At 55.8% G+C, this 17,053-nt stretch carries 20 protein-coding genes; 10 read left to right on the forward strand and 10 right to left on the reverse strand.

The genetic code is table 11. From position 1 onward, the window contains the following. Positions 1 to 176 precede the first annotated feature (176 nt). Entirely contained in the window at positions 177 to 524 is a 348-nt protein-coding gene (gene grxD, locus CDA56_RS14460; RefSeq protein ID WP_004102692.1) for a monothiol glutaredoxin 4, read from the forward strand. 51 nt (positions 525 to 575) lie between these two features. Here the strand turns inward: grxD and rnt are convergent, their stop codons facing one another. The 4 genes from rnt to CDA56_RS14480 all read right to left on the reverse strand — a co-directional run bounded on the left by rnt (position 576) and on the right by CDA56_RS14480 (position 3,564). Beyond that, positions 576 to 1,220: a ribonuclease T gene (gene rnt, locus CDA56_RS14465; protein WP_014229602.1), complete on the reverse strand. Its 645-nt coding sequence runs from the start codon at positions 1,218 to 1,220 to the stop codon at positions 576 to 578. A gap of 106 nt (positions 1,221 to 1,326) precedes the next feature. Continuing rightward, the gene (gloA, locus tag CDA56_RS14470; protein ID WP_004119471.1) at positions 1,327 to 1,734 is read right to left on the reverse strand and encodes a lactoylglutathione lyase; all 408 of its coding nucleotides are present in this window, start codon (positions 1,732 to 1,734) and stop codon (positions 1,327 to 1,329) included. Positions 1,735 to 1,813: 79 nt separating this feature from the next. After that, positions 1,814 to 2,911 (reverse strand): alkene reductase, encoded by a 1,098-nt coding sequence (gene nemA / locus CDA56_RS14475; RefSeq protein ID WP_004851469.1) that lies wholly within the window; start codon positions 2,909 to 2,911, stop codon positions 1,814 to 1,816. A 53-nt stretch (positions 2,912 to 2,964) separates the two neighbouring features. Further along, entirely contained in the window at positions 2,965 to 3,564 is a 600-nt protein-coding gene (locus CDA56_RS14480) for a TetR/AcrR family transcriptional regulator (protein WP_014229601.1), read from the reverse strand. 121 nt (positions 3,565 to 3,685) lie between these two features. Here CDA56_RS14480 and CDA56_RS14485 point away from each other — a divergent pair, with 121 nt between their 5' ends. Genes CDA56_RS14485 through sodC form a run of 3 tightly spaced genes read left to right on the forward strand, consistent with a single transcriptional unit; the run spans position 3,686 to position 5,472 of the window. Continuing rightward, positions 3,686 to 3,946 carry a DUF1289 domain-containing protein gene (locus CDA56_RS14485; RefSeq protein ID WP_162140793.1) on the forward strand — a complete coding sequence of 87 codons (261 nt, stop codon included), beginning with the start codon at positions 3,686 to 3,688 and terminating at the stop codon, positions 3,944 to 3,946. A 48-nt stretch (positions 3,947 to 3,994) separates the two neighbouring features. After that, the gene (locus CDA56_RS14490; protein WP_032748921.1) at positions 3,995 to 4,891 is read left to right on the forward strand and encodes an aldo/keto reductase; all 897 of its coding nucleotides are present in this window, start codon (positions 3,995 to 3,997) and stop codon (positions 4,889 to 4,891) included. A gap of 59 nt (positions 4,892 to 4,950) precedes the next feature. Next, positions 4,951 to 5,472 (forward strand): superoxide dismutase [Cu-Zn] SodC, encoded by a 522-nt coding sequence (gene sodC / locus CDA56_RS14495; protein WP_004119475.1) that lies wholly within the window; start codon positions 4,951 to 4,953, stop codon positions 5,470 to 5,472. Here the strand turns inward: sodC and CDA56_RS14500 are convergent. Genes CDA56_RS14500 through CDA56_RS14510 form a run of 3 tightly spaced genes read right to left on the reverse strand, consistent with a single transcriptional unit; the run spans position 5,465 to position 8,632 of the window. Next, the gene (locus CDA56_RS14500; protein ID WP_103814333.1) at positions 5,465 to 7,489 is read right to left on the reverse strand and encodes an FUSC family protein; all 2,025 of its coding nucleotides are present in this window, start codon (positions 7,487 to 7,489) and stop codon (positions 5,465 to 5,467) included. The two genes, sodC and CDA56_RS14500, sit on opposite strands and share 8 nt — an antisense overlap. Then, a complete protein-coding gene (locus CDA56_RS14505) occupies positions 7,489 to 8,385 on the reverse strand; it encodes an efflux RND transporter periplasmic adaptor subunit (protein ID WP_014229597.1) in 897 nt (298 codons plus the stop codon). The genes CDA56_RS14500 and CDA56_RS14505 overlap by 1 nt, the downstream gene beginning before the upstream one ends. 10 nt (positions 8,386 to 8,395) lie before the next feature. After that, the gene (locus CDA56_RS14510) at positions 8,396 to 8,632 is read right to left on the reverse strand and encodes a DUF1656 domain-containing protein (RefSeq protein WP_004851455.1); all 237 of its coding nucleotides are present in this window, start codon (positions 8,630 to 8,632) and stop codon (positions 8,396 to 8,398) included. Positions 8,633 to 8,803: 171 nt separating this feature from the next. On the opposite strand from CDA56_RS14510, the gene slyA reads away from it, so the two are divergent. Continuing rightward, positions 8,804 to 9,244 carry a transcriptional regulator SlyA gene (gene slyA / locus CDA56_RS14515; RefSeq protein ID WP_016810099.1) on the forward strand — a complete coding sequence of 147 codons (441 nt, stop codon included), beginning with the start codon at positions 8,804 to 8,806 and terminating at the stop codon, positions 9,242 to 9,244. 41 nt (positions 9,245 to 9,285) lie between these two features. Here the strand turns inward: slyA and CDA56_RS14520 are convergent, their stop codons facing one another. Together CDA56_RS14520 and slyB are read right to left on the reverse strand one after the other, a co-directional pair. After that, entirely contained in the window at positions 9,286 to 10,437 is a 1,152-nt protein-coding gene (locus CDA56_RS14520) for a sensor domain-containing diguanylate cyclase (protein ID WP_227632994.1), read from the reverse strand. A 427-nt stretch (positions 10,438 to 10,864) separates the two neighbouring features. Continuing rightward, complete coding sequence (gene slyB, locus CDA56_RS14525) at positions 10,865 to 11,332, reverse strand: outer membrane lipoprotein SlyB (RefSeq protein ID WP_004851450.1); 468 nt, start codon at positions 11,330 to 11,332, stop codon at positions 10,865 to 10,867. A 271-nt stretch (positions 11,333 to 11,603) separates the two neighbouring features. Between slyB and anmK the strand changes: the two genes are divergently transcribed. The 5 genes from anmK to pdxY all read left to right on the forward strand — a co-directional run bounded on the left by anmK (position 11,604) and on the right by pdxY (position 16,308). Beyond that, positions 11,604 to 12,728, forward strand: coding sequence for an anhydro-N-acetylmuramic acid kinase (gene anmK, locus CDA56_RS14530; protein WP_032748924.1), 1,125 nt, complete (start codon positions 11,604 to 11,606; stop codon positions 12,726 to 12,728). A 92-nt stretch (positions 12,729 to 12,820) separates the two neighbouring features. Continuing rightward, on the forward strand, positions 12,821 to 13,144 hold the full coding sequence (gene mliC, locus CDA56_RS14535) for a C-type lysozyme inhibitor (RefSeq protein WP_077599002.1): 324 nt from the start codon (positions 12,821 to 12,823) through the stop codon (positions 13,142 to 13,144). Positions 13,145 to 13,201: 57 nt separating this feature from the next. Next, entirely contained in the window at positions 13,202 to 13,858 is a 657-nt protein-coding gene (pdxH, locus tag CDA56_RS14540; RefSeq protein WP_004851446.1) for a pyridoxamine 5'-phosphate oxidase, read from the forward strand. Positions 13,859 to 14,111: 253 nt separating this feature from the next. After that, complete coding sequence (gene tyrS, locus CDA56_RS14545) at positions 14,112 to 15,386, forward strand: tyrosine--tRNA ligase (protein ID WP_004851444.1); 1,275 nt, start codon at positions 14,112 to 14,114, stop codon at positions 15,384 to 15,386. A 61-nt stretch (positions 15,387 to 15,447) separates the two neighbouring features. Beyond that, the gene (gene pdxY, locus CDA56_RS14550) at positions 15,448 to 16,308 is read left to right on the forward strand and encodes a pyridoxal kinase PdxY (RefSeq protein ID WP_009654806.1); all 861 of its coding nucleotides are present in this window, start codon (positions 15,448 to 15,450) and stop codon (positions 16,306 to 16,308) included. Positions 16,309 to 16,355: 47 nt separating this feature from the next. On the opposite strand, the gene gstA is transcribed toward pdxY, so the two are convergent. Further along, on the reverse strand, positions 16,356 to 16,961 hold the full coding sequence (gene gstA / locus CDA56_RS14555; RefSeq protein WP_004851441.1) for a glutathione transferase GstA: 606 nt from the start codon (positions 16,959 to 16,961) through the stop codon (positions 16,356 to 16,358). Between the last annotated feature and the right edge of the window lie 92 nt (positions 16,962 to 17,053).

Genomic DNA, 17,053 nt, shown 5'->3' on the forward strand with positions numbered 1-17,053 from the left:
GCGCGTGAAAAACGCGCAACGCGTTGCCGCGTATAGCAATAAAATGATATTTTTAAGGCAACTTATGCCGACAGAAGATAAAATGTGGCAAGTGAAAAAAATGTTATTATCGGTCCTGCGCCCAGGGCGCTACAATGACAAATTACTGCCGTAAAGAAGTTTAAGGAAGCACGACAATGAGCACGACTTTAGAAAAAATCCAACGTCAAATCGCTGAAAACCCGATCCTGCTGTACATGAAAGGGTCGCCGAAGCTGCCAAGCTGCGGTTTCTCCGCTCAGGCCGTTCAGGCGCTCTCCGCCTGTGGCGAACGTTTTGCCTACGTCGATATCCTGCAAAATCCGGACATCCGCGCAGAGCTGCCGAAATACGCTAACTGGCCGACCTTCCCGCAGCTGTGGGTTGACGGTGAACTGGTCGGCGGCTGTGACATCGTGATTGAAATGTATCAGCGCGGCGAACTGCAGCAGCTGATCAAAGAAACGGCCGCGAAGTACAAGACTGACGAACCGAAAGCCGAGTAATTCGGCTGCCAATAAAAAAGCGACTTCCGGTGAAGTCGCTTTTTTTATCGCTTACTCTTCGGCCACGGGTAATGGCCAGCCGCCAAGGCGCTTCCAGCGGTTGACGATTTCGCAGAATAGCTGGGCGGTTTGCTGGGTATCGTAAAGCGCCGAGTGTGCCTGGGTACCATCAAATGCCATTCCCGCGGCAATACAGGCTTTCGACAGCACCGTTTGACCCAGAGCCAGGCCGCTCAGAGCCGCGGTATCGAAGGTCACGAACGGATGAAAGGGGTTACGTTTCAGGCCAGCCCGCTCTGCCGCCGCCATGGTAAAGCTGTGATCGAACGTGGCGTTATGCGCGACCATAATCGCGCGGCTGCAGTCGCTCTCTTTCATTCCCTTGCGGACCATTTTAAAAATCGCGTGCAGCGCATCGTATTCGCTCACCGCGCCGCGCTCGGGATCGTTAGGGTTAATACCATTAAAAGCCAGCGCTTCGGGCTGCAGGTTGGCGCCTTCAAAAGGCTCAACATGAAAATGCAGCGTTTCGTCCGGCATCAGCCAGCCTTCCTCATCCATTTTCAACGTAATAGCGGCGATCTCCAGCAGGGCGTCGGTTTTGGCATTAAACCCGGCGGTTTCAACATCGATTACCACAGGATAAAAACCGCGAAAACGGTCGCACAGACCATTAAGTTGAACGTTCTCGGACATCAGATTCTCTTAGCTGGAAAAAAGTAGCGCGCATTATGGCAAATTTTGCCGCGGCTTGCAGCAGGAAGGGGATAAAACAGCAGGCACCGCGGGTGCCCGCAGCCGATCAGTTGCCGAGGCCTTTTCCGGCGTCTTTCTCTTCAATCAGTTCAATTTTATAGCCATCCGGATCTTCGACGAAGGCGATGACGGTGGTGCCGCCTTTGACCGGGCCGGCTTCACGGGTCACGTTGCCGCCGTTCTGGCGGATACGCTCGCAGGCTTCGGCCGCGTTTTCAACGCTGAGCGCGATATGGCCATAAGCGCTGCCGAGATCGTACTTATCAACGCCCCAGTTATAGGTCAGCTCAATCACGGCGGTATCGCTCTCTTCGCCGTAACCCACGAATGCCAGCGAGTATTTATACTCAGTGTTTTCGCTGGTGCGCAGCAGTTTCATGCCCAGCACGTTGGTGTAAAACTCAATAGAACGTTGCAGGTCGCCAACGCGCAGCATGGTGTGAAGTAAGCGCATAATGTCCCCTATGCAGTTTATTTTGATACATCAGAGCGTTGAGTATAGCGGCGATAACCCGCCGCTATCAATGGAGGGATTACAGGGTAGGGTAATCGGTATAACCTTCCGCGCCGCCGCCGTAGAAGCTTTCCGGACGCTGCGGATTCAGCGCGGCCTTCTTCTGCAGGCGCGCGACCAGATCCGGGTTGGCAATATAGTCGCGACCGAAGGCCACGGCATCGATCAGGCCTTTACCGATCAGATCGTTTGCCTTTTCCACCGTGTAGGCGCCAGCGCCGATAATAGCGCCCGGGAAGCGGTCGCGGACTTTCTGACGGAATTCATCGCTGTACGGTTGGCCGCCAGCCCAGTCCGGCTCGGACATATGCAGGTAAGCAATACCGCGTTTGGCCAGCGCTTCGATGAGATAGAGCGCGTCGGCTTCTTCATTCGGGCCATTATCGACGTTCTGGAAGCTGCCGATAGGCGAGACGCGAATCCCGATACGGTCGGCGCTCCACTCTTTACTCGCCGCATCAACCACTTCCAGCACCAGGCGAGCGCGATTTTCCACGCTGCCGCCGTACTGGTCAGTACGATGGTTGGAAGAAGGGGAAAGGAACTGGTGCAGCAGGTAGCCGTGCGCGGAGTGCAGTTCGACAAGGTCAAAACCGGCATCGCGGGCGTTGCCTACCGCCTGGCGGAAATCATCAACGATCCCCGGGATCTCGGCGGTTTCGAGCGCGCGCGGCATCGAGGTGTCTACGCGAATAGCGTGGCCGTTTTCATCACGCAGCGAGGTACGGGTGCCCGCACTAATGGCCGATGGCGCAACCGGCGCGGCGCCACCCGGCTGAATGCTGCTGTGGGAAATGCGCCCGGTGTGCCACAGCTGAACGGCAATACGCCCGTTTTCGGCGTGTACGCCGGCGGTGATTTTTTTCCAAGCGGCAATCTGCTCCGGGCTGTGCAGGCCCGGTGCGCCCGCGTAGCCTTTAGCCTGAGCGGAGATCTGGGTGGCTTCGGAAATAATCAGGCCGGAGCTGGCACGCTGGCGGTAGTATTCGCCCATCAGCGGGGTAGGAATATCGCCCGGTTCAATGCTGCGCAGACGCGTCAGCGGAGCCATAAACACGCGATTCGGTACGGTTACCGCACCCACTTTCAATGGGGTAAACAACTTTGATTCTGACATAATGACTCCTGAGTAGACCGGTCGTCTTGAAACGGGGTAAATAAAAACGCCTGTTAAACGGCAGGCGCAGCAATAATACGTTTGGCGTGGGCAAGGGCGCTTTCCAGCGGCGTTGCGCTACGCGTAATTTTAGCCTGCAGATTCGCCCCCAGCCACAGGGAGTAAAGCACCTGCGAGAGCGTTAAGGCGTCTCCGTCAAACGCAAGGCTGCCCTCCTGACGGCCTTTCTCCAGCGCGTCGCCGAGGAGAACGATGATCTGGCTGGCGCCTTTATCCATCGCGGTGCGCATATCTTCCGACAGATCGCAGACCTCTGCCGACAGCTTCACCGTCAGACAGCCGCTGATGATGCCCTGCTGGCAAAACTGCGTCAGCGTATGCTGATAGTAGGCCAGGAGGCGGTCGCGATAGTTCCCCTCGCCGTGGTCAAAATGATCGACCAGGCGCTGAAGATATCCGGCGTAGTGATGGTCGAGCAGCGCAACGCCAAAGGCTTCTTTAGAGCGAAAGTAGTGATAGAAAGAGCCTTTCGGCACCTCCGCTGTTTTCAGCAGTTCGCTCAGACCCATACCGGTAAACCCCCGATGCATGCAGAGCTGCTCGCCGGTGGCCAGGATATGTTCGCGGGTGTTACATTCACTGTGCTTGTTCATGGCGTTCACTGTAATAGACCGATTGGTCTAATGCAAGTCATAATTAAAAATGCCGCCTGGCGCAGAGGCTGATGAACAAAATTTGCGTACGGCGGATGAAACGTCTTCAATAAAGAAAGAGATGAGCGGCAGGAGAGGCGAAGTGGCTGAACAACTGGAATTCTTCCCGGTACAGAGTCCGTGCCGGGGGATTTGTCAGTCTGATGAACGCGGCTACTGTCGGGGGTGTATGCGTAGCCGCGACGAGCGTTTCAACTGGCAGAAAATGAGCGATGCGCAAAAGCAGGATGTTTTGCGTCTGTGCCGTCAGCGGCTACTGCGCAAATTACGCGCAGCTAAGCAGGATAGTGCGGAAGAACCGCAGCAACCCTCACTGTTTTAAGCCTAAAATTGCGTATACTCAGGGCACTTTTTTATTGAGGAAGCTGTTATGGTTCAGCGTATTGCTATGGCTCCGCAGGGGCCGGAATTCTCTCGTTTTGTGATGGGCTACTGGCGTCTGATGGACTGGAATATGTCCGCTCAGGCGCTGGTGGGCTTTGTTGAGCAACACCTGGATCTGGGCATTACCACCATCGATCATGCCGATATTTACGGTGACTATCGCTGCGAGGCTGCGTTTGGCGAAGCGCTAAAGCTGGCGCCGCATCTGCGCAGCAGGATGGAAATTGTCACCAAGTGCGGGATTGCCACGAAAGCGCGGGCGGAAAACACCATCGGCCACTATATTACCGACCGCGACCATATTGTTCTCAGCGCGGAGCAGTCGCTGCGTAACCTTGCCACCGACCATATTGACCTGCTGCTGATTCATCGTCCGGACCCGCTGATGGATGCGGATGAAGTGGCGGAAGCCTTCCTGGCCCTTCACCATAGCGGCAAGGTTCGTCACTTCGGCGTATCGAACTTTACCCCCGCCCAGTTTACCCTGCTGCAGTCGCGCCTGCCGTTTACCCTGGCGACCAACCAGGTGGAAATTTCTCCGGTTCATCAGCCGCTGCTGCTTGACGGTACGCTGGATCAGCTTCAGCAGCTGCGTATTCGCCCGATGGCCTGGTCCTGCCTCGGCGGCGGTCGTTTGTTTAACGACGACAGCTTCCAGCCGCTGCGCGATGAGCTGGCGCGCGTTGCTCAGGAGCTGAATGCGGAGAGCATTGAGCAGGTGGTGTATGCCTGGATCCTGCGCCTGCCGTCGCAGCCGTTGCCGATTATTGGCTCAGGGAAAATGGAGCGCGTGCGTTCCGCGGTGGTGGCCGAAAAGCTGAAGATGTCCCGCCAGCAGTGGTTCCGTATCCGCAAAGCGGCGTTAGGCTACGACGTTCCGTAAACCCCATCACCTCCGCAATGGCCTACACTTAGTAGCGACAGAGCCATTAAGGAGGTGTTATGCAACGATGTATTCTCGCCATACTTACCCTGGCCGCGTGCGCAGGCGCGCAGGCGGCCAGTGAAAGCGTCGATATCAATCTTGTCACCAGCCAGAGCGTCGGTCAGGCTATCGGTAGCGTTAAAATCAGCGAAACCGCGAAAGGCCTGGAATTTACGCCAGACCTGAAGGCGCTGCCTCCCGGCGAGCACGGCTTCCATATCCACGCCAACGGCAGCTGCCAGCCCGCGATTAAAGAGGGTAAAGCCGTCGCCGCTGGCGCAGCAGGCGGGCACTACGATCCGCAAAAAACCGGTAAGCATGAAGGTCCCGACGGCGCCGGTCACCTCGGCGATCTGCCGTTCCTGGTGGTCAATAACGATGGTAAAGCAACCCAGCCGGTGGTCGCGCCGCGCTTAAAAACGCTGGATGAGGTTAAAGGGAAGGCGCTGATGATTCATGTGGGGGGCGACAATATGTCCGATAGCCCGCAGCCCCTTGGCGGCGGCGGCGAGCGGTTCGCCTGCGGCGTGATTAAGTAGTTCTTTCCGTTAAGGTGCCGGCAATGGGCGCCTGCTCCAGCTGCGACAGCGCGCACCACAGTCGCCAGATAACCGCCGCCAGCTCTTTGGCCGCCGGCTGGTGGTGGTGATTAAGCGCGTAGCAGATGCGCTGCAGCTCCTGCAGCGTCGAGGCGAGTGGCCGCTGCTGTACCCCGCGCTCGCTCATCACATCCCGCAGCAGGCTGATGCATAAATCGCGCACCTGCGATAGCGGGTCGGAACGGGTTTCCCACTCGCGAAGCTGCCACACCACGTGGGAACAGTTGAGCAAAACCACGCCCCAGCGCAGCAGCCAGCGGCGCGCCAGCGCATCCTGGCTATTGCTGAGCTGGCTGATGTGGTGATAAACCAGCGATTCAAATTCATGCTCGCTATGCTGCGGGCGGCGGCTTAGCTGGTCGACAAAGTGACGCCGTAACGCACGGATATGACGGCGGCTTTTACGCGCGTCTGAACCCGGGCTGATGATGGCGAACGCCAGCCAGGCAAGGCCGACGCCGATGATTTTGCCCAGATTATCGTTAAGAAACGATGCGTAGTCGTAGACCGGCGGGTTGGTCACCGAAATAAACGACCCCATAAAGACAATCAGCTGCCCCCACAGTCCGGCGAGCTTAGGCATCTGGAGTTTCAGCAGCTGCATGGTGGTCAGCAGGGGAAACAGAAACAGCAGGAACTGCCATAAATCGGTTATCTGCACCATCAGGCCAAACTTCACCACAAAGCTAAAGAGTGAAAGCAGGATCAGGGTACGCATCAGCAGCGTTAGTGACTTAAACGGCGAAGGAGAGACCGAATAGAGCACGCAGCAGATCGCCGCCAGGGTCAGGGCTGCGGCGCAGGCCTGCCATTGGGTGCTAATTCCCCAGGCGCCGACCATCACCAGCGCGCAAAAGGTGCGTACGCCGTTCCATAAGGCTTCGGCCTGATCGGTATGGCGGGCCAGCGCTGGCGCGGAAGGTACGTTAAATTCGGTTATCGCGCTGGCGTTTTCGATGCGCCTGAGCCAGCGGCTGCTCTCCAGATAGAGACGACAGAAGTAGCGCAGACGCTTCCAGAAGGCGATATGCCGGTAGTCAGCGTCCGCGGGCGGCGCCAGCGGAGCGATGATGCGGGCAACGCTCAGGGCGTCGGCGTTGGCATGAGATAACTCGTTGAGCAACGACTCCAGTATCTCGCGGGTGCGGGCGGGCGCGGTGGGCCAGTTGAGCAGCATTCGCCGCAGGCTCGAAATCACGCTGGTCATTCGCAGCTGTTGATGCAGCAGGTAGTTCAGCAGCGGATTTTGCCGACGAAAGCGATAGTGGCTCCAGAAGGCCTGAATGCGCAGCAGATTCATGGTCAGGATTTGCCCGATCACGCTCTCGTGCGCGGTGCGAATGGCATCGGTCGTTTCCGGCACCCACAGCAGGCTGGCGTGTTCCAGCAGGCGCGCATGCATGTTTTTCAGCGCCGTCAGCAGCGTAGCGCCATCGGAGGTGCTCGGTAAGATCATCATCATCAGCCCGCCGCACAAAATACCGACGATGACTTCGCAGACGCGCGACTGGGCGATGGTCCACAGTTCGTTCGCGTCGGTGATATTGATAACCGGGAAAGCGATAATCGCGCAGGTGTAGCCCGCAAGCTGGAAAGCGTAGGCGACGTTATTGGTAAACATCGCGCAGGCCCACGTGCAGAGGGCTATCCACGCCGAAATGCTGAACAGAAACAGCCACGGATCGTTGAGCGTATGCCCGGCCAGCAGCAGCGCCGCGCAGGCGCCGAGCAGGCTGCCGGCAATACGCCCGAAGCTTTTGCTGATCACCCCGCCGACGGTGGGAAAGCTGACCACCGCGGCGGAGGTCATCGCCCAGTAGGGTTCGTCAAGATTCAGCCAGTAGGCGACGCTCAGCGCCAGGCACATGGCAATCCCGTTACGCAAGGCATAGCGCCACTGCGGACGGCTGGCCTTAATCCACGGGAGCGAGCGCCACGTCAGAGCCTGCAGCTTCATTATTGCGCGCCGATGGCTACGGTGCAGGTGGTACCGGAGACCAGGATGGTATCCGGCGGCAAATGATCAAACTCAATACGCACCGGTACGCGCTGGGCAAGTCGGACCCACGGAATATTCGGTTTAATGTTCGCCACCAGATCGCCGCCGCTCTCCACGCTCTGGTCGACGATGGCGCGTCCGATGCTGCTCACGTGACCCTGTAACTTCTGCTTGCTGCTATAAAGAATGATCTGGGCGCTGTCGCCGGGACGGATATTGCGCAGTTTCGTTTCTTCAAAATAACCCACCACGTAGAAGGAGCGGCTGTCCACGAGGGCGAAAACCGGGTGGCCAACGGCGGCGTAGTCGCCAACCCGGGTTGAGAGATTGGTGACCCAGCCGTCAACCGGCGCTTTTATTTCCGTCTGCGTGAGCTGCCATTGGGCGTGATCGAGGGTGGCCTGCGCCACGCCAACCACGGCCTTAGCGGCTTCGAGGTTGGTCGTGGCGGTATTCAGCGCGGTGTTGGCGTTTTCTAAATCTTCTGCCGAGATAAAGTTCTGTGAAAGATGACGCCGACGGCTGGCATCGCTGGCGGCTTTTTTCTGTTCTGCCTGCGCGCGGGCGACTTCCGCTTTGGCTTTAGCAAGCTGCGCCCGGGCGTTGAGCAGGGCGATTTTATAAGGCGTGTCATCGATTCTGAACAGCACGTCTCCCGCTTTAACCAGCTGGTTGTCGCGCACGTTGAGCTGCAGGATGCTGCCGGAAACCTGGGGCGTGACGCCAACCTGCTCGGCGCGGACCTTGCCGTCGCGGGTCCACGGGGATTGCGTGTAGTAATTCCAGACCAGCCAGGCGGCAATAATAGCCAGCGCGGCGACCAGCAGCGTGGATAAGTATTTTAGTTTCTTCATGTAATGAACATTACCAGATAGTCAGTAAAACCAGCGCCAGACAGACGGAGAGCGCAAAGAAGGAGAGGTCCATTAGCAGGGGATGCCAAATCTCGCCTGCATACATCCAGTCCCGCAGCTGGCGGTGGATAATCAACCAGATAAAAAAGCCCAGCAAAACGGCTTTAAAGACGGGAGGGAAATAGACAGAAGCGCCGAACACCAGGTCCTGGAGCGACAATCCGGCAGTGTTAAGACTCAGTTTCACAAGCAAAAATCCTTTGCCGTTGCAGGAAGAATGTTCAGGTTATGCGATTATTCACATTGTAAATCATTGTTCTGATTTTAGTGAATCGGGTAATTCATTTGTTTTGGTAATTTAAATGCTGCACACTATTCTAAAATCAGTATAATAACTTAGCAAGCTAATTATAAGGAGATGAAATTGGAATCGCCACTTGGTTCTGATCTGGCACGTTTGGTGCGCGTCTGGCGCGCGCTAATCGACCATCGCCTGAAACCTCTGGAGTTAACGCAGACGCACTGGGTCACGCTGCATAACATTCACCAGCTGCCGCCTGAACAGTCGCAGATTCAGCTGGCGAAAGCCATTGGTATTGAGCAGCCGTCGCTGGTTCGCACGCTCGACCAGCTGGAGGAGAAAGGGCTTATTTCTCGCCAGACCTGTGCTAACGATCGGCGGGCAAAACGTATCAAGCTTACCGAAAAAGCCGAGCCTCTGATCAACGAAATGGAAGAGGTTATCGGCAAAACGCGTGATGAGATTCTGGCCGGCGTATCTAAGGAAGAGGTGGAAACGCTGCTTAATTTGATTCGTAAACTTGAACACAATATTCTCGATCTCCAGGCAAAAGATTGACCTTAGCGAGGCCTTGAGGACTCTCAAGGCCTCTTTTTTGTTTATTCACGCCAGACCACTACGCGGTTACGCCCGCTGTTTTTCGCTTCGTACATCGCGGTATCCGCGCGCTTAACGCACTCTTCTGCCGAAACGTGCGCATCCTGCGTGGTGAACACGCCCATACTGATGGTCATTCTCTCCGGTAATCCCTCCTGCTTCTCGCTGACCGACAGGCGGATACGTTCGGCGATTGCCAGCGCTTCGTTGGCGCCGATATTCACCAGCAGCACGGCAAACTCTTCCCCGCCGATACGCGCGGCAATGTCCTCCTGGCGCACGTTGTTCTGCAACACGCTGGCAGCAAACTGAATCACCTTATCTCCCTGCACGTGACCGTAGGTGTCGTTGATGCGCTTAAAGCGATCGAGGTCGCAGACGATAACCGACAGCGGCTGTGAAGCGGAAGCCTTCGACAATCGCTGAGTCAGGGTGTCATAGAAATAGCTGCGGTTATACAGCCGGGTCAGGGGATCGCGAATCGAGTTCTGGTAAGAGCGGACGTATCTTTCGTTTGATTCACGATAGAGTATAAAAACGTCACCAAGTAGAATTAAAATCAGAAACAGGGTGCTCAGCGTTTCAAAAAGCCGCGCCTGGTTCCAGGAGTGAGCGTTACCGCTAACCGTGGAGAGCAGCACCAGCAGCGTAAAGATATAGGCGGTACAAAAAAAAGCGCCGCTGTACCAGAATATATTACGCAGCCGAGTCAGGCCGATCAGTAAAATCAGCGTTAATGACCATATTATAATTAATAGCCAGCCAATGCGATTATGCCATAGTGGCGTAAAGGTGTAGGTTAGATTGTCAATGAATTCAATGCTTAGCAACGGCGAGTTGCTTGAATGAACCCACGATAATATGAGCGTTGCGCTGATAAAAATAAAACAACTACTGAGCACCGCACCGTGAATTTTTCTTGAGTGGCCGGTAATGTGTCGGATGCGATATAAAACAATTGAGGTTATAAATAAAACAGCCATCATCACGTTGCGGAAAAAATAAAAAACCAGCGCGTCATTTTGATTGATCTCGCGCCCCTGAGCACAGACCAGCCAGTCGGGATAGCTGCCTATCGTTCCCAGCATCAGCAGGGCCGAGCAGGTAAACGCGAAGGCTATCGGGGCCAGGTACAGTTGATTTTTATCACACAGTTATTTCATGCCCATAAAGCAGGCAATCATAATATGAAAGCCCATCAGTGAAATAGTCAGCACGGGGAAAAGCATGGATGATGTTGTAGAAATACGATGAATTAATGAGGTGGTAATAAAATTAACCACAGCAATAGAAAGACTGCACGCGATAGCGTAAATAAATATCCGATAGGGTAAGCTTTTTATATTAACGCGCATAGTCAACATCCCTGAAAAATGCGAAGGTAAAACGACAGAATTGCCGCAATGTTTAAATAATACTGGCTGGAGAATACTTGATGGTGACGGGCGGAATATTGCGCGGGCGCAAATTAGTGCATGTATGAAAGAAAAATATAAATATATATGAATTATTTATTTACGCTGGGAAAATAATACGTATTTTATATCAATAAGCGGCCCGTCCGGGCCGCAGAGAGAAGATTTAGCGCGGGGAGACCGTCACCTGGCTGCCGCTGCCGGCAATGGCTACGCGCTGGCCGACGGAGAACGGCGTGCTGCCTTGCTTCTGCACGACCATGATGGTGTTACCGTCATCTTTGCGGATTTCCAGCTCAACGCCCTGAGTTTTGTTCATCGCGCCCTGTACGCCCTGACCGGCTACGCCGCCGGCGACAGCGCCTGCCGCCGTTGCCAGGGAGCGACCCGTGCCGCCGCCAATGGTGTTACCGAGGAAGCCGCCGAGCACCGCGCCGCCGATAGCGCCGATGGCGTTGCTGTCATCTCCGCCCTGAATCTGCACCGCACGGGTATGCACAATGGTGCCGTAGGTCACGCTCTGGACCTGTTTGGCTTCAGATGCGGAGTAAACATCGCCGGACAGGCCGCTGCTGCTGACGCAGCCTGCAAGCGTAAAACCAATCATCGAGACAGCCAAAACACGTAAAATCATTTATGAATCTCCTGTTCACCAAGAAGCGTTCTGTTGAACTTCCTTGTAGCCAATTATATGGCATTTAAGCGTCTGCTGGCATAGCAGATGCAACGACTATACAAAAAATAATAATCAGAGTCGTCTCAACCTAAACTAAACACAAGTTCTTTACCCTAAGAACCGGCAGCGCTGCTTGTATTGTTAAAAAGTATTATAGCAGCGTAGCTTTGCCCCCTCGTTTATGATGGAGTGTGGGGATATACGAGAGTCATGGAATGAAGGAAAGCGTATGAAATCAGGCCGCTTTATCGGCGTTATGTCCGGCACCAGCCTTGATGGTGTTGATGTTGTTCTCGCAGCAATTAATGAAAATCTGGTTGCCCAGCAGGCCAGCCTGACCTATCCCATCCCCATCGCGATTAAAGAAGATATCCTGGCCATCTGCCAGGGGCAGCCGCTGACTCTTTCGCAGCTGGGGCGTCTCGATACGCGCCTGGGACGCCTATTTGCCGATGCGGTTCTGGCATTGATGGCTCAGGAAAAGCTTAAGGCGGCGGACATCATCGCTATCGGCTGCCACGGCCAAACGGTCTGGCATGAGCCAGCAGGCGATGCGCCGCATACTCTGCAGATTGGCGACAATAACCAGATTGCCGCGCATACCGGCGTGACGGTGGTCGGGGACTTTCGCCGTCGCGATATGGCGCTCGGCGGGCAGGGCGCGCCGCTGGTCCCGGCGTTCCACCACGCGCTGCTGGCGCACCCGGTTGAGCGTCGAATGGTTCTCAATATTGGCGGGATCGCCAACCTCTCTTTGCTGGCGCCAGGTCTGCCGGTGCGCGGCTACGACACCGGCCCGGGCAACATGCTGATGGATGCGTGGGTCTGGCGTCAGTGCGGTAAACCCTTCGATAAAGACGCACAGTGGGCCAGCGAGGGTAAAATTGTGCTGCCGTTGCTGCAGGATATGCTAAGCGATCCGTGGTTTGCGCTGCCGGCGCCAAAGAGCACCGGTCGTGAATACTTTAACTACGGTTGGCTGTCGCAGCATCTGGCGCGTTATCCGGGGCTTCGCGCCCAGGACGTTCAGGCGACCCTTGCGGAGCTGACCGCCGTCAGCATCAGTGAACAGGTGCTGCTCAGCGGGGGATGTGAACGTCTGTTGGTATGCGGCGGCGGGGCGCGCAATCCGCTTCTGATGGCCCGTCTGGCGGCGCTGCTGCCGGGAACCGAGGTATCGACGACCGATGAGGCGGGGATCAGCGGTGATGATATGGAGGCGCTGGCTTTCGCATGGCTGGCGTGGCGGACGCTTGCCGGACTACCCGGCAATCTCCCTTCCGTGACCGGCGCGTCGCAAGCTTCCGTGCTTGGTGCGATTTTTCCGGCCAATCCGCCGCAAAATCAGAGTTAACTGAAATCACCCGCGCCGGTTTCTTCGTAAACTGGACAGCGTTGAGGGAGGGCGTTATGCCTTCCCGGACCGGGAAAGTCGAAGGCAAATTGATGAAAAAAATTCTTATTCTTGCTGTACCTTTTATGCTGGCGGGCTGTAGCTATTACAACCAGTTTGTCGAGCGGATGAATACGGACACCCTCGAGTATCAGTGTGACCAGAAACCGTTGACCGTCCATCTCAATCATACTCGCCAGCAGGTCAGCTTTATTTACGATAATCAGCGGCTCAATTTACAGCAGGGGCTCTCCGCTTCTGGCGCGCGCTATACCGATGGCGTTTACGTCTTCTGGTCGAAGGGCGATAGCGCCACCGTCTATAAACGGGACCGTATCGTGCTGGAAAACTGTCAGCTGCAAACCGCCAAACGTTGAGATTTCAGCCATGGGGGCGCACAATAACGCTACCCTTTGATTATTTTCTCAATTGCCATGTCTGATAACGACGAATTGCAGCAAATCGCGCACCTGCGCCGTGAGTATACCCGTGGTGGCCTGCGCCGCCACGATCTTCCCGCCGAACCTCTGGCACTCTTTGAGCGCTGGCTGCGTCAGGCCTGTGACGCAAAGCTCGCTGACCCAACGGCGATGGTTGTCGCGACCGTCGATGAAAACTCGCAGCCTTACCAGCGCATCGTGTTGCTCAAGCACTACGATGAGAAAGGCCTGGTGTTCTATACCAACCTCGGCAGCCGCAAAGCCCATCAGATTGAAAAAAATCCCCGCATCAGCCTGCTTTTCCCATGGCATATGCTGGAACGTCAGGTGATGGTTATCGGTAAAGCGGAACGCCTTTCAACGCTGGAAGTGGTGAAATATTTCCATAGCCGTCCGCGCGATAGTCAGATTGGCGCATGGGTGTCGCAGCAGTCCAGCCGTATCTCGGCGCGCGGCATCCTTGAGAGTAAGTTCCTCGAGCTTAAGCAAAAATTCCAGCAGGGCGAAGTGCCGCTGCCGAGCTTCTGGGGCGGATTCCGCGTCAGTATCGAACAGATGGAGTTCTGGCAGGGCGGCGAGCATCGTCTGCACGATCGTTTTCTCTACCAGCGGCAAAACGGCGGCTGGCAAATCGACCGACTGGCGCCATAAAGGACGCAAAAATGTTGTGTTAAGCGCTGGTGCATCGTGGCCCGGCGCTTTATTCTATACGCTTCATTTTTCAAGCTGCATCTTTGTTAGCTGCGCCTGCCTGGCTCTGTCGCTTACCTGAGTAAGTTCCCTGGGCTTTCACATGCTTGCCGCGGCGACGCAGCTTGAATAATTTTGCGTAGATATTTTTTTCGCGTCTGGCGAAAAGTCGTGTACCGGCAGAGGTGCAGTCGTTTTATAGATGGAGAATTTGATGGCAAGCAGTAACTTGATTAAACAATTGCAGGAGCGGGGGCTGATAGCCCAGGTGACGGACGAAGAAGCGTTAGCAGAGCGACTGGCGCAAGGCCCGATCGCGCTCTATTGCGGCTTCGATCCCACCGCTGACAGCTTGCATTTGGGGCATCTTGTTCCATTGTTATGCCTGAAACGCTTCCAGATGGCCGGCCATAAACCGGTTGCCCTGGTGGGCGGCGCGACCGGTCTGATTGGCGACCCGAGCTTTAAAGCCGCGGAGCGTAAACTGAACACTGAAGATACCGTGCAGGAGTGGGTAGATAAAATCCGCAAACAGGTCGCGCCTTTCCTCGACTTTGATTGCGGTGAAAATTCTGCCATTGCCGCCAACAACTACGACTGGTTTGGCAGCATGAACGTGCTGACTTTCCTGCGTGATATCGGCAAGCACTTCTCGGTAAACCAGATGATCAACAAAGAAGCGGTGAAGCAGCGTCTGAACCGTGACGACCAGGGCATCTCTTTTACCGAGTTCTCCTACAACCTGCTGCAGGGGTACGACTTTGCCTGCCTGAACAAACTGCACGGCGTGGCGCTGCAAATCGGCGGTTCTGACCAGTGGGGCAACATTACCTCCGGTATCGACCTGACCCGTCGTCTGCACCAGAACCAGGTCTTTGGCCTCACAGTTCCGCTGATCACCAAGGCGGACGGCACGAAATTCGGTAAAACCGAAGGCGGCGCAGTGTGGCTGGATCCGAAGAAAACCAGTCCGTACAAGTTCTACCAGTTCTGGATCAACACCGCGGATGCCGACGTTTATCGCTTCCTGAAGTTCTTCACTTTTATGGACATGGCTGAAATCAATGCCCTGGAAGAAGAAGACAAAAACAGCGGTAAAGCACCGCGCGCCCAGTATGTGCTGGCCGAACAGGTGACCCGCCTGGTGCACGGTGAAGAAGGTCTGGTGGCGGCAAAACGCATTACCGAGAGCCTGTTCAACGGTAACCTGAGCGATTTGAGCGAAGCCGATTTCGAACAGCTGGCGCAGGATGGCGTGCCGATGATCGAAATGGATAAAGGCGCCGATCTGATGCAGGCGCTGGTGGATTCTGAACTGCAGCCGTCCCGCGGTCAGGCGCGTAAAACCATCGCATCCAATGCGGTGACCATCAACGGCGAAAAACAGTCCGACCCGGAATACGTATTTGTTGATGCCGACCGTCTCTTTGGTCGCTACACCTTACTGCGTCGCGGTAAGAAAAATTACTGTCTGGTCTGCTGGAAGTAATTGCGTAAAGGCAGGGGCGTGGGAAACCGCGCCCCTTATTTTTTGCTCTCAGGTAATCAAGATGAAGAATATCCTCGCCATCCAGTCCCACGTTGTGTTTGGCCATGCGGGCAACAGCGCCGCTGAATTTCCGATGCGCCGCCTTGGCGCCAACGTCTGGCCGCTTAATACCGTACAATTCTCCAACCATACCCAATACGGAAAGTGGACCGGCTGCGTGATGCCGCCAGCGCATCTGACGGAAATTGTTCAGGGGATTGCCGATATTAACCAGCTGCAGCGCTGTGACGCGGTATTAAGCGGATACCTGGGATCGGCGGAACAGGGCGAACATATTCTTGGCATCGTGCGTCAGGTGAAAAGCGCCAATCCGGCCGCGAAATATTTCTGCGATCCGGTCATGGGGCACCCTGAAAAGGGCTGTATCGTAGCGCCCGGCGTCGCGGAGTTTCATGTACGCTATGCGCTGCCGGCGAGCGATATTATTGCGCCAAACCTGGTTGAGCTGGAGATCCTCTGCGGGCATCCGGTGGCGAACGTTAACGAAGCGGTGCTGGCCGCGCGCGAGCTGATTGCACAGGGGCCGGAAGTGGTGCTGGTGAAGCATCTTTCGCGGGCCGGGCTGAGTATGGATCGTTTTGAAATGCTGCTGGTCACCGCGCAGGAAGCTTGGCACATCAGCCGTCCGCTGGTGGATTTTGGCATGCGCCAGCCGGTGGGCGTCGGCGATGTCACCAGCGGGCTGCTGCTGGTTAAGCTGCTGCAGGGCGCGGGACTGCGCGATGCGCTGGAGCACGTGACCGCCGCGGTGTATGAAATCATGCTGGCGACAAAAAATATGCAGGAGTATGAGCTACAGGTTGTGGCGGCTCAGGATCGCATCGCGCAGCCGGAGCACTACTTCAGCGCCACGCAGCTTTAAGAGGCGTGAGAACAACTTGCCCGACCTGCGTCGGGCAAGCATCGGCTTCACTTCAGCCCTTCAGCCTCGAGGGCGGCGGCTACCGCAGGCCGCGCGGCAACGCGCTTCATCCAGGCCGCAATATTGCTATAGCCTTCCATATCCAGCTTCACGGCGTACGCCCAGCGCAGCACGGTAAACAGGTAGCCATCGGCGATAGTGAAACGGTGCCCGTTAATCCACTCTTTATCTTCCAGGCATTCGTTCACGTACTGCATTTTTTTGTCCAGCAGCGCGCGAGCGACAGGTTTATAATCCTCCGGCGTATCCGGGCGAAACAGCGGAGTAAAACCTTTATGCAGCTCCGTCGCCACGTAGTTTAGCCACTCCAGCGTCTGATAGCGGGCGATGCTTCCCACCGGCGCCAGCAGCTGGCGGTCCGGCACGCGATCGGCGATATATTGCATAATGGCCACGCCTTCCGTCAGCAGCACATCATCGTCCAGCAGCAGCGCCGGTACCTGACCCTTCGGGTTGATCTGCAGATAATCATCCCCGTTTTCGAGACGTTTTTTCATCACGTCAACGCCCTGCAGGGTGAAGTCCAGCCCGCTTTCGCGTAGCGCGATATGCGAAGCAAGGGAACAAGCGCCGGATTTGTAGAACAGTTTCATCGGTAACTCCTCGTGGCTGCGGTTTCCTGTATGTTAGTCCGCCCAGGGGTAAAAAAAAACCGCTAACAGCGCGTTAGCGGTTTAAATTTATG

This window comes from Klebsiella michiganensis (genome assembly GCF_002925905.1).
In the GTDB taxonomy this organism is placed as follows: Bacteria; Pseudomonadota; Gammaproteobacteria; order Enterobacterales; family Enterobacteriaceae; genus Klebsiella; species Klebsiella michiganensis.

Coding starts and splice junctions, on each gene's coding strand:
- gstA (WP_004851441.1), bottom strand. CDS start 16,961: ATGAAACTGTTCTACAAATCCGGCGCTTGTTCCCTTGCTTCGCATATC.
- CDA56_RS14480 (WP_014229601.1), bottom strand. CDS start 3,564: ATGAACAAGCACAGTGAATGTAACACCCGCGAACATATCCTGGCCACC.
- slyB (WP_004851450.1), bottom strand. CDS start 11,332: ATGATTTTACGTGTTTTGGCTGTCTCGATGATTGGTTTTACGCTTGCA.
- nemA (WP_004851469.1), bottom strand. CDS start 2,911: ATGTCAGAATCAAAGTTGTTTACCCCATTGAAAGTGGGTGCGGTAACC.
- CDA56_RS14500 (WP_103814333.1), bottom strand. CDS start 7,489: ATGAAGCTGCAGGCTCTGACGTGGCGCTCGCTCCCGTGGATTAAGGCC.
- pdxH (WP_004851446.1), top strand. CDS start 13,202: ATGTCTGATAACGACGAATTGCAGCAAATCGCGCACCTGCGCCGTGAG.
- mliC (WP_077599002.1), top strand. CDS start 12,821: ATGAAAAAAATTCTTATTCTTGCTGTACCTTTTATGCTGGCGGGCTGT.
- pdxY (WP_009654806.1), top strand. CDS start 15,448: ATGAAGAATATCCTCGCCATCCAGTCCCACGTTGTGTTTGGCCATGCG.
- tyrS (WP_004851444.1), top strand. CDS start 14,112: ATGGCAAGCAGTAACTTGATTAAACAATTGCAGGAGCGGGGGCTGATA.
- CDA56_RS14505 (WP_014229597.1), bottom strand. CDS start 8,385: ATGAAGAAACTAAAATACTTATCCACGCTGCTGGTCGCCGCGCTGGCT.
- sodC (WP_004119475.1), top strand. CDS start 4,951: ATGCAACGATGTATTCTCGCCATACTTACCCTGGCCGCGTGCGCAGGC.
- rnt (WP_014229602.1), bottom strand. CDS start 1,220: ATGTCCGAGAACGTTCAACTTAATGGTCTGTGCGACCGTTTTCGCGGT.
- grxD (WP_004102692.1), top strand. CDS start 177: ATGAGCACGACTTTAGAAAAAATCCAACGTCAAATCGCTGAAAACCCG.
- gloA (WP_004119471.1), bottom strand. CDS start 1,734: ATGCGCTTACTTCACACCATGCTGCGCGTTGGCGACCTGCAACGTTCT.
- slyA (WP_016810099.1), top strand. CDS start 8,804: ATGAAATTGGAATCGCCACTTGGTTCTGATCTGGCACGTTTGGTGCGC.
- anmK (WP_032748924.1), top strand. CDS start 11,604: ATGAAATCAGGCCGCTTTATCGGCGTTATGTCCGGCACCAGCCTTGAT.
- CDA56_RS14485 (WP_162140793.1), top strand. CDS start 3,686: ATGAGCGGCAGGAGAGGCGAAGTGGCTGAACAACTGGAATTCTTCCCG.
- CDA56_RS14490 (WP_032748921.1), top strand. CDS start 3,995: ATGGTTCAGCGTATTGCTATGGCTCCGCAGGGGCCGGAATTCTCTCGT.